Source organism: Aeromonas sp. 25-248, from assembly GCF_053005425.1.
In genome coordinates this window covers 103,764-127,110 of record NZ_JBRKTB010000001.1, presented here as the reverse complement: position 1 = coordinate 127,110, position 23,347 = coordinate 103,764, and the positions used below count along the sequence as shown (strand labels likewise).

Genomic DNA, 23,347 nt, shown 5'->3' with positions numbered 1-23,347 from the left:
CTCTGGTAAATCGCTAGATTATTCAATTTGTTGAAGCAGATTGGCCGACAGGGAAGGATGCCTTTGATCGATTTCACCCACCCCGAGTGGCGCGCGCTGGCACAGCAGTTGCTGAGCGGCGGTCCCCAGGCTGTTCGCGGTCGTCAATGGCAGCCGCTCATCGGCATGCTTCGGGACAACCAGTTGCTGCTGGCCCTTGGCAATCACCACTATGAGCTCACCCCTGCCGGGCACCGCTATCTGACCCGGGAACTGATGCTGGCGAAAATGGCCAGTGCCCCGCCGGAACCCGAGGAGTGGCTGCAATCCCACGGCTGGCAACTGGGGGAGAGGGTCAACGAGCGGGTGCTGGCGGCCCTGTATCGCAAGGGGGAGGGTCATTTCAGCCCCATCGAGCAGATCGACTTCGAAGACAAGGGGATCCGGCTTTGCAGTGATCTGCCCCTTCGTCTGCGGGCCACACGGCCGTTCAGCCTGTTTCTCAGCGGCGGCACCCTGCTGGATGCCGCCCCCTGGCTCCAGACCCTGGGGGAGGTGGCGCTGCCAGCCCGCACCCTGGTGCAGCTTGGCAAGATCCTCTGGGGAGAGGGGGAGATACAGCGGGTGATCACGACCGATGCCGTCGGCGCCTTCGCCGAGTTGCCACTGCCCGCCGACGCCCTGCTGGTCTGGTATCCCGCCGAGGATCCCGGCACGCTGGAGCCCCTGATCGCCGCCTTGCCGCCCCAGACCCTCTGGAGCCACCTCACTGCCCTGGATCCGGCCGGGGTCGACAGAGTACTGGCATTGGCCCAGCGGTTGGGGAGACCGGCGAGCTGGTGGCTGCCCCGGGATCTGGTGCCCATCAAGGCGGCCTACGGGGCTCCCCTGGGGGATGGCCGGCCCTGGGAGCCGAGCCGTATCCCCCGTGCGCTGCTGGCGCAGTGCAATGATCTGGTGGAGTCGAATCGGGGTCTGTCGGTCGAGGTGTGTGCCCTGGCACCGGATTGGCACGGGATTGGTTGAGGCGGCGCCGAGAAAGCGGTTTTCCCCTATGGAAGGCAGTGGTATAAAGAGCTGACGAAGCGCTCCCTGGACGGGCGCTTTTGTTTGCCAACCTACTTTGCCAGCCAACGAACTCAACGGACTACAGGGAATACCATGTTTGAAAAGGTTGTTGCCGCCCCAGCGGATCCGATCCTGGGCCTGACCGAAGCCTTCCGTGCCGACACTCGCAGCCACAAGATCAATCTGGGGGTCGGTATCTACAAGGATGAGACCGGTGCCACTCCTATCCTTCACTGCGTCAAGCAAGCCGAGCAGAAGCTCTTGACCGACGAGAAGACCAAGAACTACCTCGGTATCGAAGGCAATATCGAATACGGCCGCATCGTGCAGCAACTGCTGTTCGGCCGTGATGCCGCCCTGGTGACCAGCGGCCGCGCCAAGACGGCGCAGGCGCCGGGCGGTACCGGTGCCCTGCGCATCGCCGCCGAGTTCGTGGTACGCAACAATCTCGCCAAGACCATCTGGATCTCCGATCCCACCTGGGCGAACCACGTCAGCGTGTTCCAGGCGGCCGGTTTGACCGTCAAGTGGTACAAGTACTACGACGCCGCCACCAAGGGACTCGACTTCGCCGCCATGCAGGCCTCCCTGTCTGACGCGCAGGCGGGGGATCTGGTGCTGCTGCACGGCTGCTGCCACAACCCGACCGGTATCGATCCCACCACCGAGCAGTGGCGCGCCCTGGCCAGTCAGAGTGCTGCCGCTGGCTGGCTGCCGCTCTTTGACTTCGCCTATCAGGGCTTTGCCCGCGGCATCGAAGAGGATGCCGAAGGCCTTCGCATCTTCGCCGAGTGCCACGACGAGCTGCTGGTGGCGAGCTCCTTCTCCAAGAACTTCGGCCTCTACAACGAGCGGGTCGGCGCCTTCACCCTGGTCTGCGCGACCAAGGCGGTGGCCGACGTCGCCTTCACCCAGGTGAAGACCGTCATTCGTGCCAACTACTCCAACCCGCCGTCACACGGCGCCGCCGTTGTCACCACCGTGGTGAGCGACCCGGCCCTCTATGCGGAGTGGGTGGAAGAAGTGGCCGCCATGCGGGTGCGCATTCGCGAGATGCGCGAGCTGCTGGTGGAGAAGCTGGCCGAGCGGGGGGTGAACCAGGATTTCAGTTTCATCCGCGAACAGAACGGCATGTTCTCCTTCTCCGGTCTCTCCAAGGATCAGGTGGAGCGCCTCAAGAGCGAATTCGCCATCTACATCGTTGGCTCCGGCCGGATCAGCGTGGCAGGCATCACCCGCGCCAACATTGATCCCCTCTGCGACGCCATCGCCAAGGTGTTGTAAGAGAGAAGCATCTGCGCCCAGCGCCTTGCTTCAGCCATAAAAAGCCCGCCGTATCGGCGGGCTTTTTCATTTTCAGGCATCAGCGGCGCCGCTTGCTGCTCCCCAGCAGGGAGCCGAGCACCCCGCGCATCAGCTGGCGTCCCACCTCGTTGCCGAGGGTGCGGGCGACGCTCTTGGCGGCGGTCTGCACCACCCCGTCATGCTGGCCACCACGGGGGCCGGTGCGACCGAACAGGATGCCATTCAAGGCATCCAGCAGACCGCCGCCCTGGTCGGTCTGTGGGGAAGCGGTCTCGTCACCGGCGGCGGGCGATGCCTCCTGAAGCCGCTCGAACGCGGACTCCCTGTCCTCCTGGGTGTCGTATCTGCCGTAGAGCAATGAGCCCTGAATAAGCGCCTGGCGCTCGGCCGCGCTCAGGGGGCCGATGCGGCTGGCCGGGGGCGCGATGAAGGCGCGCTCCACCACGCTGGGCCGCCCCTTCTCGTCGAGCAGGGAGATGAGCGCTTCCCCGACCCCCAGTTCAGTGATGGCTCCGGCGGCGTCGAAGGCAGGGTTGGCCCGCAGGGTGTTGGCGGCGATGCGTACCGCCTTCTGATCGCTCGGGGTGAAGGCGCGCAGGGCGTGTTGCACCCGGTTGCCAAGCTGCCCCAGCACGCTGTCGGGGATGTCGGCCGGGCTCTGGGTCACGAAATAGACGCCCACCCCCTTGGAGCGGATGAGGCGCACCACCAGCTCAATTTTCTCCAGCAGTGCCCTGGGGGCATCCTTGAACAGCAGGTGAGCCTCGTCGAAGAAGAACACCAGCACGGGCTTTTCCGGATCCCCCACCTCGGGCAACTGTTCGAACAGCTCGGAGAGCAGCCAGAGCAGGAAGCAGGCATAGAGGCGGCTGGACTGGGTGAGCTTGCCGGCGGCCAGCACATTGATATGGCCGTGGCCCGCCTCGTCGGTCTGCATCAGATCCTGGATGTCCAGCATGGGCTCGCCGAAGAAGTGATCGCCGCCCGCGCTCTCCAGGGTGAGGAGGTTGCGCAGGATGGCGCCGATGGAGGCGGTCGACACATTGCCGTAGCGGGTGGTGAGGGTCTTGGCGTGCTCCCCCGCAAACTGCACCATGGCCCGCAGGTCTTTGAGATCGAGCAGCAGCAACCCCTCGTCGTCCGCCACCTTGAACACCAGCTCCAGCACCCCGCTCTGGGTGTCGTTGAGGCCGAGCAGGCGTGCAAGCAGCAGAGGCCCCATGTCGGAGACGGTGGCCCGCACCGGGTGGCCCTCTTCGGCGAAGAGATCCCAGAACAGGGTGGGGCTGGCGGCAAAGTCGGGTGCCTGAAGGCCGAGCTGGGCCAGACGGGCATCCAGCTTGGCAGAGGGGGTACCGGCGGCGCCCAGGCCGCTCAGATCCCCCTTCACGTCGGCCAGAAAGACCGGCACGCCGAGGCGGGAAAACCCCTCCGCCAGCACCTGCAGGGTGACTGTCTTGCCGGTGCCGGTGGCCCCGGTGATGAGGCCGTGGCGATTGGCCATGGCGGGTAGCAGGGAGAGGGGGTGGCCATTGGCATGGGCCAGCGTGAGCGGTTCGGCCATGGTGGGCTCCTTGTTTCGAATGGGGGTCGAAAAACAACGGGTTACAAGGAGTGTGGTGGCAGAGGCAGACGATGGCAAGGCACGCCACCCGAGACAAGGACGGCGTGCTGGCAACCTAGCGGGGGCGGGTCAGCTTGCCCAGTTGTAACAGCAGCAGGGTGAGCAAGGCGCCGGCGGCGGCGCTCAGCACCGCCAGCAGCAGGCTGCCGAGCAGGAAGGGGGGCACCAGGGTGGCTGCCTCCTGCTCCAGCCAGTGCAGGGACCAGGTGAGATGGAAGGGGGCTGGCGTCTCGTTCAGCACCAGACAACCGGTACGATAGGCGTAGAGGTACATGAAGGGGAGCGTCAGCGGGTTGTTGAACCAGACCGCCAAGAGGGCCAGCGGCAGGTTGAAGCTGAACGCCAGCACCAGGGCGACGGCCACCAGGGAGTGCATGGGCATGGGGACCCAGCTGGCGAACAGCCCGGCCGCCACGGCGCCACAGAGGGCCCGCGTTCCCCCTTGCCAGAGGGCGGGGGTCAGCAGTCGCTCGCCAAAGAGGGCGAACCACTTCTGTTGGCGCAGGGTATCGGGGTCAATCTTGAAGCGGGCCAACCAGCGATTCAGCATGGGCGCGCCACCTTGCGTTTTTGCCACTGGCGTACCGTGCTCAGGCGCCAGCCCGCGCGAACCAGGAGATAGCCGACGAGGGCGCTCAGCAGGGCAAGCACCAGGGAGCCCAACAAGAGCGGCGGGGCCACCGTCTCGAACACCGACACCAGCCAGGCCCAGGTGAAGGTGATCTCGATGTGCTGGGAGGGTTGCCCCAGCAACTGGCAGCCCACCAGATAGGCGCCATAAAACAGCGGTGGCATGGTCAGGGGGTTGGAGAGCCAGACCAGGGCCACCGAGAGGGGCAGGTTGACCCGGCAGGCGATGGCGCCGCCAGCGGCCAGCAGCATCTGGCAGGGGAGGGGCACCCAGGCCATGAAGAGGCCGACCGCACAGGCACCGGCGGCGGAGCGCCGGTTGAGATGCCAGAGATTGGCATCCAGCAGCAGCTTGCCAAAGAGTCGCAAGTGTTTGTGTTCCTTGAGGGTCGCCGGGTCGGGTAGCCAGCGCTGTATGATTCGTTTGGGCATGTTCTGAACCTTGCTAAATACTTGCTCCATGGATCTGCGTCTGTTGTCGTTTGCCCTGGGGGCAAGCTCCTCACTGCTTTGGCCATGGCTGCCTTCATGGGAATGGGGTGGCCTGATGCTGCTGCTCGCGCTCCCCCTTGCCGGTGGTCGTTGCTGGCGGCTGCTGTTTCTGCTGCTCGGCATCCTCTGGATGCAGGTGAATTTGCACTACCGGCTTGCCTGGCTGGATCAGCTTGGCAAAAAAACGAGCCACATCATAACCGCACACGTGCAAAGTGCGGAGTCTTCGGGAGAGAAAGAGGGGGATAAATTTGCGCGCCTGCTGTAACCGACCACTGAGAATGAAAAAACCGGGAGCAGCCGAAAACAAGTGGGATCTCGTGGGACAAACTCAAGGCTGGCAAGGCTTAGAGAGGGATCCGGTGGTGCCAGGTGCGGGCGGCGTCAAAATGAAAGTTCATGGACGGTATTCGGGAGCGTTGCGCCAAAAATGAAAACCCAGGGCGGGTGGTCTGCAATGCAGTTTGGGGTTTAACTCGGCGTTTAAACCCCATTTTGAAGCAGCCCAGATTAAAAAAAATCGTGCCCCAGCCAGACTACCTTGCCGATGATGCTCAATGACTCCAGCTCGTTCGGGAGAACGGAAAGCGTCTCATAGCCCGTCTTGTTATCGCTGATGATGTTGACCCCACCATCAACCCGCTTCTGCAGCCGCTTGGCATAGAGCTCATCTCCCAAGCGCAGCACGAACAGGCCACCATCCTGGATCTGGTTGCGGCTCAGGTCTACCAGGATGGAATCGCCGGAATGAATCGTTGGCTCCATGCTGTCACCCTTGGCGAAGACGACTGCCAGGTTGTCCGGGTTGAGCTGGCGGAACTTGAGCCACTTGCGGCGAAAGGCCAGCTTGCGTTTAACCTCATGCTGGTCATTGAACGTTCCGTGCCCCGCACTAACTGCGATGTGGTAGCCATCGATCAGCGCATATTCTTCATCGAATTCTGGCCATTGATAATCGGCAAGTGGCTCCGATACTTCATTGATAATTAGTGCTTTTCTAGATGGTTCTTGTAATGAAATAACCTCCCCATTGGCTGACTCTCCTGTCAATAGCCAAACCAGATCCACACCTCTTGCCCGTGATATTGCTAAGGCGTCATCAGCCCTGGGAATTCGCCCTTTTAAGAATGCTCTGACAGCCCCCTCTGAGAGTCCGATCTCGTCTGAGAATGAGCGAACGCTTTGGGTTCCTATGACCTCAGTTAAACGCTCAGGGAAGGATCCGATCCCTCTCCTGAGAAACGGATCTGTGTTTCCGATCTGGTTCTCGTTTTCCGATTTCATCATTTCCCTTTTAAATCAATAAATTAGCTTCACACGCCATTGCGCGTCCATTTGTGCGAATCGGAAGCGTGCATTTATCATTGCCCCCGATTGACGCGCGTACAAAACGGATCAATAATCACGAATGTTCGCAGTGCGTATAAAAGTGAAGCATGCGCAATGCGAATAACCGACGGATATTAACACGGAATGAACCGATGGAAATACGAAGCGCGAAACACATACGTGCACATCTAGTAGCCAAAGGCTCTAGCTGTCGTGCGTGGGCACTTGAACGTGGCCACAACCCACGGACAGTCCAACTGTATGTACAAATGTACGCGCCTGACACTGACCGGTTACCGCGGGATGGGTCCCTTGCCGCCAAGATCATGAAAGAACTGTATCAGTTCATCGGTTACCAGCAAGGCCCTGAGTCAGGTGAGGAGCAAGACCATGAGTGAGTGGTTTACTTCCATCAAGTTGGCAGGATTACCTGGCCTGCCTGCCACAGATCGTGCGATTCGGATTCGCGCAAAAAAAGAGATGTGGAAGTCTCAGCCAAGAGCAGTCGGCAAAGGCTGCGAGTACCACATCAGCTCGCTGCCCGCAGAAACCCGACGTTATCTGGCGGAGCAGGCCGTCGCCCAGCAGGGGGAAGCGGTGACCGATCATGCGGCCGGCGGCAAGGCGATGGCCAAGCTGCTTGCCCGCGAGGTGCCGGTGAAGCCGGATGCGGGGCGTAAATTGCTGACCCTGGGCGCTGCCGCCCGCAAGAAGGTGGATGCCCGGCTGCTGATCCTGCAGGCCGCCGATATCTTCCTGACCCCTTACCAAGCTTGCCAGCAAGGGGAGGTGGGACGTCGTGCCTTTATCGAGGCATACCGTACCCGCAGCCTGTCACTCCCGGCGAGTGTCTATGAGCAACAGAAGCCGTTCAGCCTGATCACCCTGCGCCGCTGGCAAGGCACCCTGGCGGATGCCGGTCCGGCGGCGCTGGCTGGCAACTACCAGCGGGAGCGGCCATCCAGCGTCGAGCAAAGCCCGGATCTGGCCCGCTTCCTCACGGCACTGATCACTGCCAAGCCGCATCTGGCCAACAAGTGGGGGGCATTGCATGAGCTGGCGACCCAGTACAACGAGATGAACCAGCTTGGCTGGCAGATCCCGAGCCAGTCCTCCCTGCGACGCTGGCTGGTCAAGTGGCTGGCAGAGAACAAGGTGGCCTTTACCTATGCCACCAACCCCGACGCCTACAACAACAAGTACCGCACCGCCATCGAGGAGATGTACCCCTGGATGGGCCAGCCCAACGACGTGTGGGAGTTCGACAGCACTCCCGTCGATGCCATGTTGGTGGACGGTCGTCACAGCATCATCGCGGTGATCGATGTGTTCACCCGCCGGGTGCGGTTGCTGGTGGCCAAAACCTCGTCGAGCGAGGGGATCTGCCTGCTGCTGCGCAAGACCCTGCTGGCCTGGGGCACCCTCAACGACAACGGGGTGATGCGCACCGATAACGGATCCGATTACGTGAGCCAGCGGGTCATGTCCATCTGCACTCTGCTCGGTATGAACGTCAGCCGTTCCAACGCCTATTCGGGATGGGAGAAACCGCATATCGAGCGTTTCTTCCGCACTCTCTCCCACGGTCTGATCGAGTTGCTGCCCGCCTATGTCGGGCACTGTGTGGCTGACCGTCAGGTGATCGAAGCTCGCAAGAGTTTTGCCGAGCGGTTGGAGGAGAAGCGCAAGCCGAATGCGGAGAAGGAGATCTACGAGCTGGCCATGACGGCGGCCGAGCTGCAGACCCTGCTCGATGACTGGCTGGATGCCCGTTATCACAACCGCAAACACAGCTCGCTCGGGATGACCCCCAACGAGAAGTACCAGAGCGCCCGTTACCAGCGCCGCGCCATCGTCGATGAATCGGCGCTGGATCTGCTGCTCAACCATATCGGTGAGGCCACGGTCTCCAAGGGCTTCATCAAGGCCGGCGGCCTCAAGTACAGCGCCCCGGAGCTGCTGGAGAACAGCTGGAAGAGCCAGCGGGTCAGCGTGTTCCTCGACCCGAGTGATGTGGGCCGGGCCATCTTGTACCGCACAGGCGACTGGAACGAGCGGATTGAGGCCGTGAACCTCGACCTGCTGGGCAATGGCGTCAGCCCGGATGCCTTCCGTGCGGCCAAGCGTGCAGATGCCAAGGCGCTGGCCAGCTTTCGCCGTGAGATGCGCAGTCTAGCCAAGACCTTCGGTGTCAACGAGCTACATCAGGATGTGGTGCGTCACTTCGTTGACCAGGCCCGTGATGTGGCCCAGTTCCAGCAGGGCTACACCCCGCTCGACAACGCTGCCCTGGCGGCCCTGACCGGCGTGGTAGGTCAACCGGTTGAGCGGTGTTTCAGTGCCGCCGAATTGGCTGCCATCGAGCAGCAGCGAGAAGCCCGAGCCTCCCGGCAGGCCGCCGAGGCCAAGAAGGCCCGGCCGCAGATCAAGACCGAATACCAGATTGCACTGGATATGGCTGAACGCCAGTTACAGGCCCCCCTCGACGAGCGGGATGCGCAGTGGCTCAAGCGCTATCTGCACAGCCATCAGCTGATGGCAAAGCGTCTCGAAAAAGACCTCATCATCCTGCAGCAGAAGCGTGCCAGCGCGGCAGAGTGACGATTAACCCCATGTTTAAACAAGGATCAACACGATGAAAAACAAAGTGGTTGAAGTGAAAAACATGATCAAGACCGAGCAACTACTCGACAACTTGCTCAATCGCAGTTCCATCGTGCCAGGGATCGGCCTGATTCATGGTGAGAGCGGTTTTGGCAAGACCACCGCGACAACCTGGCTGTTTAACCAGGATTCGGTGAACGGGATTTTTGTCCGTTGTTACAAATCCGACACCCTGACCAGTTTGCTCGAAAGCATCTCCCGCCAGTTAGCGGTGCCGGTTCGCCACAACCTTCGGGGCACGGTGGACGGTATTGTCGAGGCGATCCGCAAGGAGGAGCTGACCCTGTTTATCGACGAGGCGGACCATGTGGTGGGCAGTGCCCGGATCATGGAAACCTTGCGGGATATCTATGACGCCACCGAACAGCCACTGATCCTGGTGGGTATGGAGGAGATTGCCCGTCGGATCAGCCAGCGCAAGCAGATGTTTAACCGTATCTCCCAGTGGGTTGAATTCAAGGCAGCCGATCTGGAGGACGTCAACTTGTTCGCCAAGGAGCTGATGGAGGTAGATGTGGAGATCGACGAGGCCCTGCTGGACCTTATCCGCAAACGTTCCAACGGAGTGGTACGGGACATCATCAAGGCGCTGGACAAGGTCGAGAAGATTGTGCTTGCCAGTGGGGTGGATCGTATTGGCCTGGAAGATATCGACACCAGCCAATTGACCCATGACGTGCGCCGCGTGCGCTGACCTGCCCCCATCAGAACAATAACAAGGAGTTCAGATTGAGCACGGAAACCAAAACCAGGGTGGCATGGCAATGGTGTTGTCAGCAGCCCTCTTTCTCCAGCAAGCAATTGCAGCAAGCGGCCGAAATGACTAAGCGATACAGCAATGTAGTCATCGCCGATTGGGTCAAAACGGGAGTCGTTGAGCGTATCTCTGGCTCGCAGCGACCAGTCATCTATCGGGTTGTGGACCCCCAATCCCCCCCCAAAGTTGGCAGGGGTAGCATGCGACAGAGTAGCTATGTGCGTCGCCGTATGTGGCGCAAGACCCAGCAGCAGAAGATGTGGAACACCATGCTGATCAACCGCAGTTTCGGATTGGCCGATCTGATGCTGACTTGTGATTCCCAGCTCTCAAAATCCTACACCTACGTCGAGAGGCTGGTGCGGGCTGGCTACGTCAAGGTTCTCCATCGCAGGGGTAATCACTTGCCTTTCAATGAACGCGAGCTTTCGCACTATCAGTTGGTGCGCGATACCGGTCGTCTCGCTCCCATCATCCGCCCCAACGGTTGCTGGGATCAGAACGAGCAGCGGCTTTACCCCTTCCTGACAGAGGAGAGTGATCATGGACGCGTGGCTTAAGGTGCTGCGCCAGGCGGTAGCGTCGAGCAGCTTGGCGGTGATGGCTGAGCGGCTGGGCGTTAGCCGCACCACCATCAGCCAGGTGTGTAACGAGAGGTATCCCGGTGATATGGGCCGGATCCAGGGATTGGTGGAGTCGGTTCTGATGGGACATACGGTGGAGTGCCCGATCTTGGGGCGCATTCCCCAGCATGAGTGTATGGCTCATCAGCGGCGTAAGGCTGGTGATGTGGGCAGCACCCCCAACGAAATCCGGCTCTATAAAGCGTGTCGCAGCGGTTGCCCAAACAGCCAGCTAAGCGAGGAGGAGCAGTTGCGTCGCCCGATGCGGCTACCGGTCAAGATCATCGACTCGGAACCTGTGACTGTCACTCTGTACGACGCCGATGCAGTGCTGGGCCGGTTACGTCGCCAGGCCAGGACCGATGGTGGTGACAACCTCAGCCGCCAGAATCTGGCTCTGATAGCGCTGCTGGAAGAGGAGATCAAGATCCTGGGTATCAAATTCAACCGGCTGCTCGTAAAGGCCAGTAAGAACAACCAGTAAACCAGCGGGCTCGGGGTGTGCTGTGGGCCCAGTGAGACATCACAAGGAGAACGGGATGAACAGAAATCTGCAGAAGACCGCCGAGCAGTTGCGGGTCTGGCTGACGGCGAAAGGGTGCAAGGTGAGCACCAGCCGTGTATGCCACACCCCCTTGTTGGCGGTGACCGGTCCGCTGCCCGAGGCGATGACCAAGCGAGCAGTGTGGGGGCGAGAGTGCCTCGCGGGTGTGGTGCGGGATGTCGCCATCGTGCGCTTTGGCGGTTGCCTGCTGCACTGGCGCCAGTAAGAGACCACCGAGCAACAACGGGATAAATCAAGGAGAGCCTTATGCAAGAAGCACAGACCAAAGACACGACGCCGATGCGGCAAAACGCCCAGGGTCACTGGGTACCGGAGAACCTGATCGCCCCGGCCGACAAGCTGCGCGATGAGGTGGTGATGGGCATCATCGCTGCTGCCAAGGAAGAGCGCTCACGCCTGGCTGCTTTCAAGATCGGCGCCATGCAACAGATCGCCGATTTTGTGGACCTCTCGGCCGAGCGATACGGGGTGGCTTGGGGTGGCACCAAGGGCAATGTGACCCTGCTCAGTTTCGACGGTCGTTACAAGCTGATCCGGGCGGTAGGGGAGCACCGCAAATTTGATGAACGGATCCAGGCGGCCAAGGTACTGATCGACCAGTGCATCGCCCGCTGGAGCGATGGTGCCAGCCCCGAGATCCGCGCCCTGGTGGACCACGCCTTTCGGGTTTCCAAGGCGGGGCACATCGACGTCAACCAGGTGCTCTCTCTGCGTCAGCTCAATATCGACGACGCCGACTGGGAGCAGGCCATGCAGGCGATCGCCGATGCCATCCAGGTGACCGGTACCAGCCAATATCTGCGCCTCTACGAGCGGGACGGCCAGGGCCGTTACGTTCAGATGAGCCTGGATCTGGCGAAGTTGTAAGGGAGGAGTGCGCGATGGATATCAACGTAGAACAAGCCGAAGAGCAACTGCAGCTCTGTGAGCAGATCAGCGAGACCGAGGGCACCTGCTACCCCGACGACACCTATGAGGATGGTATCAAGGCCGCGTTGTTATGGGTGCTGGGGTTGGGTCCGGCGCCGCTGAGCGAAGAGGAGTACCAGGATCTGATGCCGCTGCAGTTCGAGCAGTGACAGTGCGAAACAGGGCGGCCACGCCGCCCTGTCTGCCCGGCGTGGTGGCCGGGCACTGATGAGCAGCCGGAGGACGGATGGATAACGTGAAAGCACTTCTGAACACCAGCGTGGCCGATGCGAAAAGCTCCCTGGAGTGCCTGCTGATGAGCAATCCGCAGCAGGCTCTGGACGATGCGCAACTGGCCGTTGATTTCATCAATCAGTACGGTCAGGCCATCAATCAGAAGTCCAGGATGGCCATGCTGGCCACCATTGTGAGCAAGGCACGAAAGCGCCTGGTCAAGTAAGTGAAACGGGGGGCTTTCCCCCGTCTGCCTGGCGTGGTGGCCAGGCACTGATGAGCAGCCGGAGGAGTTTCTAGATGACAGCAGCCTTAACCGAAAGCCACGACGCAGCACATGCAGCCGCAAAGACAATCCCATTGCAGGATTTGGCCGCCCTGCGCTCGACTATTGAACGGGCACTAATTGAGGGTATGGCCAGCGATGTTCCTGCATGTATGCAAGTAGAGACTTGCCAAGTGCCACCTCTGACGTCCCAGCCAGGAAATCAGGAGGAAATTTAAGGTCAGAGTTCATCGTCAAAAACATGACGTATTGCGTAAGCAGCTCATAAAACGCGGATCGCTTTGATGGTTCCAATTCGATCGCTTCTTTGATGGGAAAGGGGGCGGTGGACAACCTTGTGAAGAGCCACTCCTGCGTTTTGATCGAGATGTGCAGCTGCTTGGGGTTATGGCCAACCATCAGTTGGGTGAAGTTGTAGATAGGTAACAGGACCTCATGAGCGGTCAACGGCTTCATAGGCACTCCATTCTCGTTTGGATAAGGAGATTGAGTATTGATCATGCGAAACAGTGGGGGTAGCCCCTCTGTCTGCCCGGCGTGGTGGCCGGGCACTGATGAGCAGCCGACCTGGGCCCAGGTCTTCACCGCCTCGAACAAGGAGCACGGCGATGACCAAAACAGAGATGGATATTCGGCTTACCAAGATATTCAGCGCGGCCGCCATTGCACAGGCGACCCCTGATAAACGGGCTGTGTGCAGACAGCTCAAGCAGTTTGATAGAGAGGCTCGTGCCCAAGGGCTGTTTGCCCTGGCAGGGGAGGCCAGCCAGATGCGCTGGCAACTGGTAGCGGAACTGCAGCAAGCCAGAGCAGCAGAGGTCAGTCATGGCGGCGTCTAATTGGCAGGCCCTGCTGGCCTATGTGATGAAGTTTGGCCCTTTGAACCAGCAAGGTGCCGAGCAGTGGCTCGATAGTTATTGCCCTGAGTGGCGCAATGGAAACGATGTGCCTGCCGGTCAAATCTGGGTGGCAAAAGTGGGGAGAAGTCATGACAGCAAGCAATGAACGCACCCGCTTGATCCGGCTGGTGCAGGTGGGCCGCCGCTCCCTGGGACTGGATGAGGAAACCTATCGAGAGCTACTGGCCCAGCAGAGTGGCAAGCGCTCGGCGGCAGAGCTGACGCTCCAGGAGTTGGACAAAGTGCTTCTGGCCATGAAGGGGGCGGGGTTTAAACCGACCGTTAAACGTGCCGTAAACGAAGGCAAACCAAAGCGTTTAAGCCCGGCCAGAGGCACCCCGGTTCGGACTGCTGAGATAGGGGTGATTCGGGCCATCTGGATCACCATGCACCGCCATGGCCTGCTGCGTGATGGCAGCGAGACTGCGCTCAATCACTATGTGGAGCGTCAGACGGTGCGGCTCAACAACGGGGTGGGTGTGGCCGAGGTGGCCTGGCTCAGCGAGGCGCTGGCTTATCCGGTGTTGGAGTCCCTCAAGCACTGGCATAAGCGGGAGATGGTCAAGGCGCTGCAGGCGGCCAAGAAAACTGTCCCCATCAATGAGAAGACCGGGCGGGTGGCAGGCTATCAGGCCGTTCTTGGGGCGTTTGAGGAGATACAGTATGGATAAGAACCTGGACTTGTTTGCCGACGATCATGAGTCGCTGGGTCAGTTGGTGGACCGGTTGGATCAGATCCCGGCGGCCGAGTTGACCGCCAAGTGGCCCAAGGCACTGGCCGAGTTGGTCGATGTGCTCGCCTGTGAGCTGGGGCGCGGCGGGATGGCGGCGGATACGGCCTTGGCCCAGGCCCGCAAGCTGGCACTGGTGCAGGCCCACTATATGGGGGGCCGTGCCTACTACATCCCGACCGGTGATCACCTCAAGGCCGCACTGCGGGACCGAGCCATCTGGGATGAGTTTAACGGCCGCAATATCGACCAGCTTGCCCGCAAGCACGGGCTCTCGGTGCCCCAGACCTATGCGGTGGTGGCGGAGCAGCGGGAGCTGACACGGCGCCGCCATCAGCCTGACTTGTTCGGGTATCAATAGCGATGGCCCTCACGTTACGAACAAACCCCGCATTGGCGGGGTTTGCATTAGTGAGAATACTCAGAAATTACTTGAGTAAGGGTTTGCCCGCTTCGGCTAACTTGGCATCCAATGCCGCTCGCCTAGCTGCATTCTTAGCTGGTTGTACATAGCAAAAGTCAAACAGCATATCAAGTACTTCAAGGTTCCATTCTGCTTCGTGGGGCTCAACGGGGAGAATTTCACCAGTATTTACACTTTTCTGTGTATGTGCTGCGAAGTTACCTATGGCTCGCACTGCATCCAAATGATCAGCAATATGACTAGGTAGCCCCTTTCCTTTGGCCTCAGTTATTGCACGATCAAGATTACTGTTTGTGGAAAGTCCTGTGTCAGCAAGAAGATGTTGCAGGCAACGACGACTGAGGGCAGCAGAAGCTTGCGCGCTAAGGCTAAGCACTAGAGCTGACTCATTGTAATCAGCCGCAATAGCTAGAGGGACTTCCATTGGCGCCGCTGCCCGAGAGCCGAGAGTTTGAGGGAATGCAATAAAATCATGTTTTTGAACAAACCCTCCATTCTGTAGAAGAGATGACCTCAAATTTATAATTGTTTGAGAGCATGAGGGACATTCCTGAAGACCAGCAAACCAGTAATACTGCCCACCTACGTTATTACTACCGCAACGCCCTAATTTGACTTCATGGTAGTTTTTATGAATGGCAATATTGCAATGTGGACAAATCATCGAAATAAGCTCCAGAGAAACAATGTCATCAACATTATCACCATGTGATTTTGCGACATAGGGTCTTCATGTAATCTACCATAAACCCGCCTCATAAAGGCCCCTCGGTACGCTGCGATAACGCAGTTAATCGAGGGGCCTTTTATGTTGCCTGATACCTATCCCATAGCGCTTGCCTGGTTGCTCCGTCCCGATGTGGAAGGGGGCGAGGTCAACCACCCGGCCGACCGTGGCGGCCACACCAAGTTCGGCATGGCCGATGCCGCCGACGGCAAGAAAGACGGCATGCTCGATCTCGATCGCGATGGCTGGCCAGACATTGCCGTCGGCGATGCGACCCCTGCCCATGCCCAGTTGTTTTACCGAGCGAACTACTGGTTGCCCGCCCGTTGCGACCGGGTTGATAGCGTCTGCCCGCTGATTGCCATCGCCCTGTTCGACGGCGCCGTGCATCACGGCCCTGGTCGCTCGGTGCGCCAGTTGCAGCAGGCGCTCGGTGTCATGGTCGATGGGGTGCTGGGCTCGCAAACCTTGCGGGTGCTGGCCGCCAAGACGGGGCGGGACGGTGGTCGGGCCCTGCTGCTCACGCTGCTTGAGATCCGCGCCGGCTTCATGCTCGGCATCGTGCGCAAAGACCCGAGCCAGTGGGCCAATGCCCACGGCTGGAGTAACCGCCTGCTGCGCCTGCAAAGCTACCTGCTCTCGACCCGGTTCGGGGAGGGGGCGGCATGAGCAAACCTAGCCTCATCAACAAGCGCCGCCAGGCGTTGCAGGGGATCCAGGCCGCTGGCTATTTCGGCATCCCCGAACTCAAGAACCCCCGTTACCTCGCCTGCTTCAAGGATGGGCGCCGCGCCCATCTCAAGGCCGCCCTGGCCGGTGCGGATCTGGAGGCCATCCCGCTCTACAGCCATCACGCCACTCGCCAATCCCTGTACGAGCAGGGCTGGCGGTCGGTAGGGGAGCTTGATCGCCTGCGGGCCCGTGCCCGTCTTACCCCAACCCAACCTAAGGAAGCCCATCATGCCTGATTCCCTGTTACCCCAAGCAAAGCCTGCGCTCAGGAGCCGCGCCGTCATCGGGGGCGTCATCGCCGTGGGGGCCGGTATCGCCGGCCTGTTCGGCGTGCCGATCGATACCGGAACCCAAGCCAGCCTGGTCTCCACCGCCGTGGATCTGGCCAGTGCCATCGGCGGCCTGCTGGCCATCTGGGGGCGCCTCAAGGCGACCCACGTCATCAAATAAGCCATCAAGTAGGGCAGGAGACACCCTTGAGCGACCCCATAGACCGCGCCCAGCAGCTCGACGCCGAGCGGACTGGGCGACTTATTGACGCCCACCGGGCAAGGCCCAAACCCCGTGGCGATGGCATCTGTTGCGATTGTGATGAGCCCATCCCAATTGCGCGGCTGCATGCCGAACCCGATGCGCCGCGCTGCATCGAGTGCCAGACCCTATTCGAGCGCAAGGAGGCAATCCGTGTGGGATTTCATCGTTAAGAACTGGGGGCCCCTGTACGCCCTGGCCAGTCTGGTGGGGTTGATTGTCATCATCCTGCTCTCCAAGACCTATGCCAAGCGAGAGGATGTCACCGGCCTGGCCGCCAGGGTGGCCAGGGTCGAGCAGCAACTTTCGGATCTGCCGACCGAGAAGGAGTTGCACACCCTGCAACTGGAGATAAGCGAATTGCGTGGCGAGCTGCGGGCACTGGCGCCGGAGCTGCGCCAGGCTCGCCGCCTGGCAGACCTGCTGCTGGAAAATGAACTCAAGGAGAGACCATGAGCATTCAAGGAATATTGGACGCCCAGCAACGCCTGGTGATCTTGCGATCCTTGCTCGATATCGGCGGGGCCGCCAACGAGTCGATCCTCAATGACTGCCTCGACCAGCTGGGTACCGGCCGGGTGTCTCGGGATCGGGTCAAGACCCTGCTGGCCTGGCTGGATGAGCAGGGGCTGGTGCGCATCGAACGCCTTGCGCAGGTGCAGGTGGCTCACCTGACCGGCCGGGGTCAGGACGTGGCCGAGGGGCGATCCAGCGTGCCTGGCGTCAAGAAGCCCAGGGCGGAGGATTGACCATGGCTAAGCCAAAACCCAAACCGTTAACCGCCCGCGAGCGTGAGTTGCTCTATCAACTGGGACTGATTGTTAACGCGACCACCATCGAGAAATCGGTGCCGCATATGGCGGGTTTCGCAGATGCGATGCGACGGGGGAATCCGGTAGCGGCGCAGGTTGAGAAGGCATTCACCCACCAGTTGAAAAAAGGCCAAAGCGATATTTTGCAGACCCTTGAGCGCCAGAAACGTGAGGGTGCCAGCCATGAATGATAAACCGACCCGGGGCCGGGCCAGCAAGGTGTGGCTGCTGCCCGAAGCTATCCGCAACGCCCTCAACGAGATGTTGCGCGACAAGGCGAACAGCCAAGCTGCCATCCTGGACGAGATCAATGGCCTTATCGAGGGTGCTGGGCTACCCGACGATCTCAAGCTCTCCCGCTCAGGGCTCAGCCGCCACGCGAGCCAGGTGGAGCAGGTGGGCCAGCACCTGCGGGATTTGCGGGAGACCACGGCGGCGCTCACATCCCAGCTCGGTGACAAGCCGATGGGGGAGACCACCAAGCTCATCCTGGAACTCGGCCGCTCCCAGTTGTTCAAGGCGATGCTGGCCCAGGTGCAGAACCCGGAGGAGGCGGTGGATATCGACATGCTGAAAAACGCCATGTTAGCGGCCCAGCGACTCGAATCCACCGCCATGCAGAGCCACAAGCGGGAGAAAGAGATCCGCCAGGCCTTTGCCGAGGAGGTGGCTGCCAAGACCGAGGCCATCGTCACCCAGGCGGGCCTGAGCGGAGACGCGGCAGCCGCCATTCGCCGCGAAATCCTGGGGATTGCCTGATGACCACGATCGCCCAACAACTTGCCCTGACCCTCGGTACCGAATACAACCCCGACGAGGTGCTGCTGCCCTACCAGCGCATCTGGATTGCCGACGAGAGCCCGCTCAAGATCGCCGAGAAGAGCCGCCGCACCGGGATCACCTGGGCGGAGGCGGCCGACGCCGCCCTGACGGCCTCCAAGACCAAGACGGCCGGGGGCTGCCACCACTTCTATGTAGGCAGCAACAAGGAGATGGCGCGAGAGTTTATCGATGCCGTGGCCATGTGGGCCAAGGCGTACAACAAGGCAGCCGGCGAGATCCAGGAGGAGGTGTTCACCGACGACGAGGACAAGGCGATCCTCACCTTCGTGGTCTATTTCGCCTCGGGCTTCAAGGTACAGGCCCTCTCCAGCAACCCCTCCAACCTGCGGGGGATGCAGGGCAATGTGACCATCGACGAGGCGGCGTTCCACGACCGGCTGGCTGAGGTACTCAAGGCTGCGATGGCGCTGACCATGTGGGGGGCCAAGGTGCGGCTTATCAGCACCCACAACGGCGTCGATAACCTGTTTAACCAGCTGATAAACGACAGCCGGGCGGGTCGTAAAGACTATTCCATCCATACCATCAGCCTGGACGACGCCTGCCGCCAGGGGCTGTATCGCCGCATCTGCCAGGTCAAGGGCACGCCCTGGACGCCGGAGGCAGAGGATAGCTGGAAGGCGGGCCTCCTCAAGGCCACCGCCACCGAGGAAGACGCGCTGGAAGAGTATTTCTGCGTGCCCAAGCAGAGTAGCGGCGTCTATATCAAGCGCACCCTGATCGAGCGGGCCATGCAGCCAGAGATCCCCATCCTGCGCTTCACCGCCCCTGCGGACTTCGAGCTGCAAAGCGAGGAGACCCGCAAGGCGGTGGCGGAGATCTGGTGTGAGGAGAACCTCAAGCCCTGCCTGGAGGCGCTCGATCGCAATTGCCGTCATGTACTGGGGGAGGACTTCGCCCGCAAGGGGGATCTCTCGGTGTTCGTCCCGCTCGCCATCGCCCCCAACCTGCGCAAACGGGTGCCCTTCGCTGTGGAGTTGGTCAACGCCCCCTATGAGACCCAGCGCCAAATCCTGTTCTACCTGCTGCAGGGACTGCACCGCTTCACGGCGGCCGCCTTCGATGCCACCGGCAACGGCGGCTATCTGGCAGAAGCTGCTCGGCTGCGCTGGGGCGCCAGCATGATCGAGTGCGTGATGCTCAATGACCCTTGGTATCGGGAGTGGATGCCCAAGCTCAAGGCAGAGTTCGAGGACGACAACCTGGTGATCCCGCGCCATGCGGACGTGCAGGACGATCTGGGCAAAATCCAGGTCATCAACGGGGTGCCCAAGATCGACAAGGGCAAGAACACCGGCCAGGGCGGCCAGCAGCGCCACGGCGACTTTGCGGTGGCGTTGGCCATGGCCGTGCGGGCGAGTTGGATGGAGGGGGGCGCCATCGAGTTCACCCCCTTACCAGGTAAACGCGATTCAGAGCGCAACGACGACTATCACCGATATGAGAGAGGGGGTTGGTAATGACCGGACTCATCGACATTCATGGCAACTCGCTGCGCCTGCAGAAAGAGCCGCAAACCGAAAACGATGCCAAGCTGGCACAGCTGCGCCGCCACTACAGCGAACACCCCACGGTGGGGCTCACCCCGGGCAAGGCGGCCGCTGCGCTCAAAGAGGCGGAGGAGGGGAGCCTCATCGCCCAGTGCGAACTGGCCGAAGACATGGAAGAGAAGGACGCCCATCTGCAGAGCGAGCTTGGCAAGCGGCGCCGCTCCCTGCTCGGGGTGAGCTGGACCATAGAGCCGCCCCGCAATGCGACCCCCGCCGAGCAGCGCGACTGCGAGATGATCCGGGAACTCTTGGAGGACTTCACCTGGTTGGATGACGCCATCTTTGACGCCACTGATGCGGTGCTCAAGGGGTTCAGTGCCCAGGAGTTCAGCGGCTGGGAGATGGTAGAGGGGCTGCAGCTCCCCACCGGCATCGTCTGGCGTGATCCCGCCTGGTTCCAGACCCACCCGGATGACTGGAACCAGTTGCGGCTGCGGGACGGCAGCCGGGAGGGGGCGGCCCTCAACCCGTTCGGCTGGCTGGTCCACAAGGCCAAGTCGAAGTCGGGGTATCTCGCCCGCACCGGCCTTATCCGCACCCTGGTCTGGCCCTTCCTGTTCAAGAACTACAGCGTGCGGGATCTCGCCGAGTTTCTGGAGATCTACGGCCTGCCGGTGCGTCTGGGCAAGTACCCGGAAGGGGCCACCGAGAAGGAGAAGGCGACCCTGCTGCAGGCGGTGCTCTCCATCGGCCATAACGCTGGCGGCATCATCCCCCGGGGAATGGAGATCGAGTTCCAGAATGCGGCCAGCGGCCAGGCCGATCCCTTCGTGGTGATGATGGACTGGTGCGAGCGATCCATCAGCAAGGCAGTCCTGGGGGGCACCCTGACCAGCCAGGCCGACGGCAAGAGCTCGACCAATGCGCTCGGCAACGTCCACAACGAGGTGCGCCAGGAGGTGCGGGATGCAGACCTGCGCCAGCTCGCCGCCACCCTGACCCGGGATCTGGTCTATCCGCTGTTTGCCCTGAACGGCAAGAGCTTCCAGGGGCCGCGCCGCTGCCCGCGCCTGGAATTCGACGTGACCGAGCCGGAGGACATGCGCGATCTGGCCTATCCGCTGCGGGCCCTGGTGGGCATGGGGATGCAGATCCCGGCGCAGTGGGTGCGGGACAAGCTGCAGATCCCGGCACCCAAGGAAGGGGAAGAGGTGCTGGTCATCGTCGACAAGCAGGCAGGGGCCGGGGAGGCGGCTCTCAGGGCGCAGGGATTGGCGGCGCTGGCGGCCAAGCACCCTGTCCAGGGTGATAACAACGACGCCCAGCTGGCCCGCCTGCAAGCGGAGGTCGCCCCCTTGCTTGCCAGCATGACCGACGCCGTCCAGGCACTGGTGATGCAGTCCACCACCCTGGAGGAGATCCGGGATGGCTTGCTGGCGCTGGAGCCCAACCTCAGTCATGACGAGCTGGGGGCGCTGCTGGCCCAGGCCATTGCAGCCAGCGAACTGCTCGGCATGCTGGAGATGGAGGAGGGCAACTGATGCCCGTTCGTTACGGCAGTCTGCCGTTCGAGGAGGCGATCGCCTTCTTTCGCCAGAAACTGAATATGCCGAGCGAGCGCTGGGCCGATGTGTGGCGGGACGCCCATAACCGCGCCTTTATGGTGGCGGGGGCCACCAAGACTGACTTGCTGGCGGACCTGCGCGGGGCGGTGGACAAGGCGATAAGCGAAGGGCAATCCCTCGGTGCGTTCCAGAAAGCGTTCAAGGAGATTGTGGCTCGCCACGGTTGGGAGCATACCGGCCCGGCGTCCTGGCGCTCTCGTGTCATCTTCGAGACCAACCTGCGCCAGAGCTACAACGCCGGGCGTGATGACCAGATAGAGCGCATCAAGCACAAGCGCCCCTATGCGCTCTATCGCCACGGCGACTCCGAGCACCCCAGGGAGCTGCACCTCAAGTGGAACAACCTGGTGCTGCCGGTGGACCATCCCTGGTGGGAGACCCACAGCCCCAGCAACGGCTATGGCTGCAAGTGCAAGAAGTTCCTGCTCTCCGAGGCGGATCTCAAGCGCCGGGGGTTGACGGTGGGCCAGGCACCGGATGACGACGATTATGAGTGGGTGGACAAGGCGACCGGGGAGATACACAGGATCCCCCGTGGCATCGATCCGGGTTTTGATTACCGGCCAAAGACGCCCGCCGCCCTGACCGAGGCGATGGCCAAGCGGGAGGCGGCGAAACCCGCGCTGGCCGAGCGTCTGCCGGAACGCCTGGTAGAGAGCGCCTTCTCGACGGCCAAGGGGGTGACGGCGCAGGGGGTCAGCGATTTGCTGGCCCAGCTACCCGCCCCCCAGCAGGGGCCCTTGGCGGCCTTCCTCAAGGCGCACCCAATCAAGACCCTGTTTATCAAGCAGACCGAGATGGGCAAGGGAGCGGCAGGGCTCAAGGTTGCGTCGGCCATTGCCGAGTACCTGAGCACAGACCCTTACCTGGTACGCTCCCTCTATTACACGCGCCGGGCCAGCGCGACCAACGGCTTTACGGCCAAAAGCTGGGGCCATCTGGTTATCAAGGTCAAGGCGGGTGATACACTCAAAGCAGTGGATATGCAGGCGGTGCAAGCGGCGGCGGCCGAGGTGGTGATTGATGCCCATGCCAACACCGGGCCCCGTCAGTGGCAGCCAAGGGGCACCAGCGGCGAGTCACTGCGTCGTCACTGGAGCATCTCCGCCAACGTCGGCGGCAAGCAGGGGGAATCAGCCCAGCGGCTCTCTACTTGGTTGCATGAGCTGGGCCACCAGGTTCACTTCTGGGCCGGGGAGCCTGACCTGACGGGAGTGGGGCTGCTGACGGAATATGCCAGCAAGACCAGGATGGAAGCCGCCGCCGAGGCGTTTGCCGCCTGGGTCTTGGCGAGGGATGCCATGGTGGCGCACTTCCCCGAACTGGCCAAACGGGTGGAGGCCATGCTGGCCCAGGCCACGACCGCCAGCCGCAAAGGAGAGAAAGGATGACCCTGTTGGAGCAAGCCAGCGCCCTGCTGGCAGAAGATGGCCCCTTTACCCTGGCACAAGCCAAGGCGCTGGATGCTTTGTGCGAACAAGCCGAAGGTGAAGAGGCCGACCTGCTGGGGGATCTCTGGGCTGCCGCCATGGCTGCGGCCGATGAGGAGGCCCTGCACTTTATGACCACCTTCGAGGATGAGGCCTGATGGCGGGCAGCTTTATCGCCATCAGTCACCACGGGGTGGCCGATGCCCATGAGTTGCTGGCCCGGCTCTATGAGCGCACCGGCGACTTGAGCGAGCCTCTGGCGGATATCGGCGAGGGGCTGGCGCTCTCCCACCGGGATCGCTGGGATGTGCAGGAGACCCCGGAAGGGGAGCCCTGGGCCCCCCTCTCGGACAAGTACCGCGCCCGCAAGCCACGCCATGCCGACGAGGTGCTGCGCCTCAATGACGATCTGCGCGACACCCTCAACTATCAGGCCGATCCCCAGACCCTCTACTTCGGCACTCCGCTCGAATACGGTGCCGCCCACCAGTTCGGCCGCCCAGAGATCAACCTGCCCGAGCGCCCCTATCTGGGGTTGTCGGAAGTAGACCAACAGAGCGTGCTGGAGACGCTGGAAGGCTATCTGACAGCGGACGCGCTCTAAGCCTCTGGGCGCGTTTGCGGGGACAGGGCCAGTG

33 protein-coding genes, 3 other RNA genes and 1 pseudogene are annotated in these 23,347 nt (G+C 61.5%); 31 read left to right on the top strand and 6 right to left on the bottom strand.

The window, feature by feature from the left end:
* The first annotated feature begins 63 nt into the window (after positions 1-63).
* Together ACVDHI_RS00640 and ACVDHI_RS00635 are read left to right on the top strand one after the other, a co-directional pair.
* Entirely contained in the window at positions 64-1,005 is a 942-nt protein-coding gene (locus ACVDHI_RS00640; protein WP_447211578.1) for a hypothetical protein, read from the top strand.
* A 135-nt stretch (positions 1,006-1,140) separates the two neighbouring features.
* Complete coding sequence (locus tag ACVDHI_RS00635) at positions 1,141-2,331, top strand: amino acid aminotransferase (protein ID WP_041213134.1); 1,191 nt, start codon at positions 1,141-1,143, stop codon at positions 2,329-2,331.
* 79 nt (positions 2,332-2,410) lie between these two features.
* On the opposite strand, the gene ACVDHI_RS00630 is transcribed toward ACVDHI_RS00635, so the two are convergent.
* The 3 genes from ACVDHI_RS00630 to ACVDHI_RS00620 all read right to left on the bottom strand — a co-directional run bounded on the left by ACVDHI_RS00630 (position 2,411) and on the right by ACVDHI_RS00620 (position 5,038).
* A complete protein-coding gene (locus ACVDHI_RS00630; RefSeq protein WP_048207959.1) occupies positions 2,411-3,916 on the bottom strand; it encodes a helicase HerA-like domain-containing protein in 1,506 nt (501 codons plus the stop codon).
* A 115-nt stretch (positions 3,917-4,031) separates the two neighbouring features.
* On the bottom strand, positions 4,032-4,526 hold the full coding sequence (locus ACVDHI_RS00625; protein WP_039040273.1) for a DUF2062 domain-containing protein: 495 nt from the start codon (positions 4,524-4,526) through the stop codon (positions 4,032-4,034).
* Complete coding sequence (locus ACVDHI_RS00620; RefSeq protein ID WP_039040274.1) at positions 4,520-5,038, bottom strand: DUF2062 domain-containing protein; 519 nt, start codon at positions 5,036-5,038, stop codon at positions 4,520-4,522. The genes ACVDHI_RS00625 and ACVDHI_RS00620 overlap by 7 nt, the downstream gene beginning before the upstream one ends.
* A gap of 28 nt (positions 5,039-5,066) precedes the next feature.
* Between ACVDHI_RS00620 and ACVDHI_RS00615 the strand changes: the two are divergent.
* Positions 5,067-5,363 (top strand): annotated as a pseudogene (locus ACVDHI_RS00615) (DNA internalization-related competence protein ComEC/Rec2); the annotation flags it as partial.
* Between the two features lie 245 nt (positions 5,364-5,608).
* Here the strand turns inward: ACVDHI_RS00615 and ACVDHI_RS00610 are convergent.
* Positions 5,609-6,382 carry a LexA family transcriptional regulator gene (locus ACVDHI_RS00610; RefSeq protein WP_323898019.1) on the bottom strand — a complete coding sequence of 258 codons (774 nt, stop codon included), beginning with the start codon at positions 6,380-6,382 and terminating at the stop codon, positions 5,609-5,611.
* Positions 6,383-6,817: 435 nt separating this feature from the next.
* Here ACVDHI_RS00610 and ACVDHI_RS00605 point away from each other — a divergent pair, with 435 nt between their 5' ends.
* The 10 genes from ACVDHI_RS00605 (at position 6,818) to ACVDHI_RS00560 (ending at position 12,469) form a co-directional block, all read left to right on the top strand.
* Positions 6,818-9,028, top strand: a complete 2,211-nt coding sequence (locus tag ACVDHI_RS00605; protein ID WP_447211577.1) for a DNA-binding protein — start codon at positions 6,818-6,820, stop codon at positions 9,026-9,028.
* Positions 9,029-9,062: 34 nt separating this feature from the next.
* Entirely contained in the window at positions 9,063-9,785 is a 723-nt protein-coding gene (locus ACVDHI_RS00600; RefSeq protein WP_323898021.1) for an ATP-binding protein, read from the top strand.
* Between the two features lie 35 nt (positions 9,786-9,820).
* A complete protein-coding gene (locus tag ACVDHI_RS00595; RefSeq protein ID WP_323898022.1) occupies positions 9,821-10,408 on the top strand; it encodes a hypothetical protein in 588 nt (195 codons plus the stop codon).
* Positions 10,392-10,955: a transcriptional regulator gene (locus ACVDHI_RS00590; RefSeq protein WP_323898023.1), complete on the top strand. Its 564-nt coding sequence runs from the start codon at positions 10,392-10,394 to the stop codon at positions 10,953-10,955. The genes ACVDHI_RS00595 and ACVDHI_RS00590 overlap by 17 nt, the downstream gene beginning before the upstream one ends.
* A gap of 55 nt (positions 10,956-11,010) precedes the next feature.
* A complete protein-coding gene (locus tag ACVDHI_RS00585) occupies positions 11,011-11,241 on the top strand; it encodes a hypothetical protein (RefSeq protein WP_124813042.1) in 231 nt (76 codons plus the stop codon).
* A 41-nt stretch (positions 11,242-11,282) separates the two neighbouring features.
* Entirely contained in the window at positions 11,283-11,903 is a 621-nt protein-coding gene (locus tag ACVDHI_RS00580; protein WP_201922494.1) for a DUF3164 family protein, read from the top strand.
* A 14-nt stretch (positions 11,904-11,917) separates the two neighbouring features.
* Complete coding sequence (locus tag ACVDHI_RS00575; protein WP_042074589.1) at positions 11,918-12,115, top strand: hypothetical protein; 198 nt, start codon at positions 11,918-11,920, stop codon at positions 12,113-12,115.
* 2 nt (positions 12,116-12,117) lie between these two features.
* Positions 12,118-12,187: hammerhead ribozyme type II (locus tag ACVDHI_RS00570), an RNA gene on the top strand.
* A gap of 5 nt (positions 12,188-12,192) precedes the next feature.
* A complete protein-coding gene (locus ACVDHI_RS00565) occupies positions 12,193-12,405 on the top strand; it encodes a hypothetical protein (RefSeq protein ID WP_104452622.1) in 213 nt (70 codons plus the stop codon).
* An RNA gene (locus ACVDHI_RS00560) (hammerhead ribozyme type II) lies at positions 12,404-12,469 on the top strand. Before ACVDHI_RS00565 ends, ACVDHI_RS00560 begins: the two co-directional genes overlap by 2 nt.
* Before the next feature lie 98 nt (positions 12,470-12,567).
* Here the strand turns inward: ACVDHI_RS00560 and ACVDHI_RS00555 are convergent.
* Complete coding sequence (locus ACVDHI_RS00555) at positions 12,568-12,921, bottom strand: hypothetical protein (protein ID WP_447211576.1); 354 nt, start codon at positions 12,919-12,921, stop codon at positions 12,568-12,570.
* Positions 12,922-12,964: 43 nt separating this feature from the next.
* On the opposite strand from ACVDHI_RS00555, the gene ACVDHI_RS00550 reads away from it, so the two are divergent.
* The 5 genes from ACVDHI_RS00550 (at position 12,965) to ACVDHI_RS00530 (ending at position 14,456) form a co-directional block, all read left to right on the top strand.
* An RNA gene (locus ACVDHI_RS00550) (hammerhead ribozyme type II) lies at positions 12,965-13,033 on the top strand.
* Positions 13,034-13,073: 40 nt separating this feature from the next.
* On the top strand, positions 13,074-13,304 hold the full coding sequence (locus ACVDHI_RS00545; protein ID WP_042074588.1) for a hypothetical protein: 231 nt from the start codon (positions 13,074-13,076) through the stop codon (positions 13,302-13,304).
* Positions 13,291-13,470: a hypothetical protein gene (locus ACVDHI_RS00540; RefSeq protein WP_447211575.1), complete on the top strand. Its 180-nt coding sequence runs from the start codon at positions 13,291-13,293 to the stop codon at positions 13,468-13,470. The genes ACVDHI_RS00545 and ACVDHI_RS00540 overlap by 14 nt, the downstream gene beginning before the upstream one ends.
* Positions 13,454-14,035 (top strand): gp16 family protein, encoded by a 582-nt coding sequence (locus tag ACVDHI_RS00535; RefSeq protein ID WP_447211574.1) that lies wholly within the window; start codon positions 13,454-13,456, stop codon positions 14,033-14,035. The genes ACVDHI_RS00540 and ACVDHI_RS00535 overlap by 17 nt, the downstream gene beginning before the upstream one ends.
* Positions 14,028-14,456, top strand: a complete 429-nt coding sequence (locus ACVDHI_RS00530; RefSeq protein ID WP_447211573.1) for a Mor transcription activator family protein — start codon at positions 14,028-14,030, stop codon at positions 14,454-14,456. The genes ACVDHI_RS00535 and ACVDHI_RS00530 overlap by 8 nt, the downstream gene beginning before the upstream one ends.
* A gap of 67 nt (positions 14,457-14,523) precedes the next feature.
* On the opposite strand, the gene ACVDHI_RS00525 is transcribed toward ACVDHI_RS00530, so the two are convergent.
* The gene (locus ACVDHI_RS00525; RefSeq protein WP_447211572.1) at positions 14,524-15,183 is read right to left on the bottom strand and encodes a DUF4145 domain-containing protein; all 660 of its coding nucleotides are present in this window, start codon (positions 15,181-15,183) and stop codon (positions 14,524-14,526) included.
* Between the two features lie 144 nt (positions 15,184-15,327).
* On the opposite strand from ACVDHI_RS00525, the gene ACVDHI_RS00520 reads away from it, so the two are divergent.
* The 13 genes from ACVDHI_RS00520 to ACVDHI_RS00460 are packed head-to-tail and all read left to right on the top strand — an operon-like array spanning position 15,328 to position 23,313.
* On the top strand, positions 15,328-15,915 hold the full coding sequence (locus ACVDHI_RS00520; protein WP_182953923.1) for a glycoside hydrolase family 108 protein: 588 nt from the start codon (positions 15,328-15,330) through the stop codon (positions 15,913-15,915).
* Positions 15,912-16,214: a hypothetical protein gene (locus ACVDHI_RS00515; protein ID WP_323883851.1), complete on the top strand. Its 303-nt coding sequence runs from the start codon at positions 15,912-15,914 to the stop codon at positions 16,212-16,214. Before ACVDHI_RS00520 ends, ACVDHI_RS00515 begins: the two co-directional genes overlap by 4 nt.
* Positions 16,207-16,428, top strand: a complete 222-nt coding sequence (locus ACVDHI_RS00510; RefSeq protein WP_104452626.1) for a hypothetical protein — start codon at positions 16,207-16,209, stop codon at positions 16,426-16,428. Before ACVDHI_RS00515 ends, ACVDHI_RS00510 begins: the two co-directional genes overlap by 8 nt.
* Positions 16,429-16,454: 26 nt before the next feature.
* Entirely contained in the window at positions 16,455-16,682 is a 228-nt protein-coding gene (locus ACVDHI_RS00505) for a TraR/DksA C4-type zinc finger protein (RefSeq protein ID WP_042074576.1), read from the top strand.
* Positions 16,663-16,965, top strand: a complete 303-nt coding sequence (locus tag ACVDHI_RS00500; protein WP_081332095.1) for a DUF2730 family protein — start codon at positions 16,663-16,665, stop codon at positions 16,963-16,965. The genes ACVDHI_RS00505 and ACVDHI_RS00500 overlap by 20 nt, the downstream gene beginning before the upstream one ends.
* Entirely contained in the window at positions 16,962-17,258 is a 297-nt protein-coding gene (locus ACVDHI_RS00495) for a VpaChn25_0724 family phage protein (protein WP_104452627.1), read from the top strand. Before ACVDHI_RS00500 ends, ACVDHI_RS00495 begins: the two co-directional genes overlap by 4 nt.
* Positions 17,259-17,260: 2 nt before the next feature.
* Positions 17,261-17,512 carry a hypothetical protein gene (locus ACVDHI_RS00490; RefSeq protein WP_447211571.1) on the top strand — a complete coding sequence of 84 codons (252 nt, stop codon included), beginning with the start codon at positions 17,261-17,263 and terminating at the stop codon, positions 17,510-17,512.
* On the top strand, positions 17,505-18,080 hold the full coding sequence (locus tag ACVDHI_RS00485) for a DUF3486 family protein (protein ID WP_447211570.1): 576 nt from the start codon (positions 17,505-17,507) through the stop codon (positions 18,078-18,080). Before ACVDHI_RS00490 ends, ACVDHI_RS00485 begins: the two co-directional genes overlap by 8 nt.
* Positions 18,080-19,624 carry a terminase large subunit domain-containing protein gene (locus tag ACVDHI_RS00480; RefSeq protein ID WP_447211569.1) on the top strand — a complete coding sequence of 515 codons (1,545 nt, stop codon included), beginning with the start codon at positions 18,080-18,082 and terminating at the stop codon, positions 19,622-19,624. The genes ACVDHI_RS00485 and ACVDHI_RS00480 overlap by 1 nt, the downstream gene beginning before the upstream one ends.
* The gene (locus tag ACVDHI_RS00475; RefSeq protein WP_447211568.1) at positions 19,624-21,195 is read left to right on the top strand and encodes a DUF935 domain-containing protein; all 1,572 of its coding nucleotides are present in this window, start codon (positions 19,624-19,626) and stop codon (positions 21,193-21,195) included. The genes ACVDHI_RS00480 and ACVDHI_RS00475 overlap by 1 nt, the downstream gene beginning before the upstream one ends.
* Positions 21,195-22,670 carry a phage head morphogenesis protein gene (locus tag ACVDHI_RS00470; protein ID WP_447211567.1) on the top strand — a complete coding sequence of 492 codons (1,476 nt, stop codon included), beginning with the start codon at positions 21,195-21,197 and terminating at the stop codon, positions 22,668-22,670. The genes ACVDHI_RS00475 and ACVDHI_RS00470 overlap by 1 nt, the downstream gene beginning before the upstream one ends.
* Complete coding sequence (locus ACVDHI_RS00465) at positions 22,667-22,867, top strand: hypothetical protein (RefSeq protein ID WP_128296922.1); 201 nt, start codon at positions 22,667-22,669, stop codon at positions 22,865-22,867. Before ACVDHI_RS00470 ends, ACVDHI_RS00465 begins: the two co-directional genes overlap by 4 nt.
* Complete coding sequence (locus ACVDHI_RS00460) at positions 22,867-23,313, top strand: phage virion morphogenesis protein (RefSeq protein ID WP_447211566.1); 447 nt, start codon at positions 22,867-22,869, stop codon at positions 23,311-23,313. Before ACVDHI_RS00465 ends, ACVDHI_RS00460 begins: the two co-directional genes overlap by 1 nt.
* Positions 23,314-23,347 lie beyond the last annotated feature (34 nt).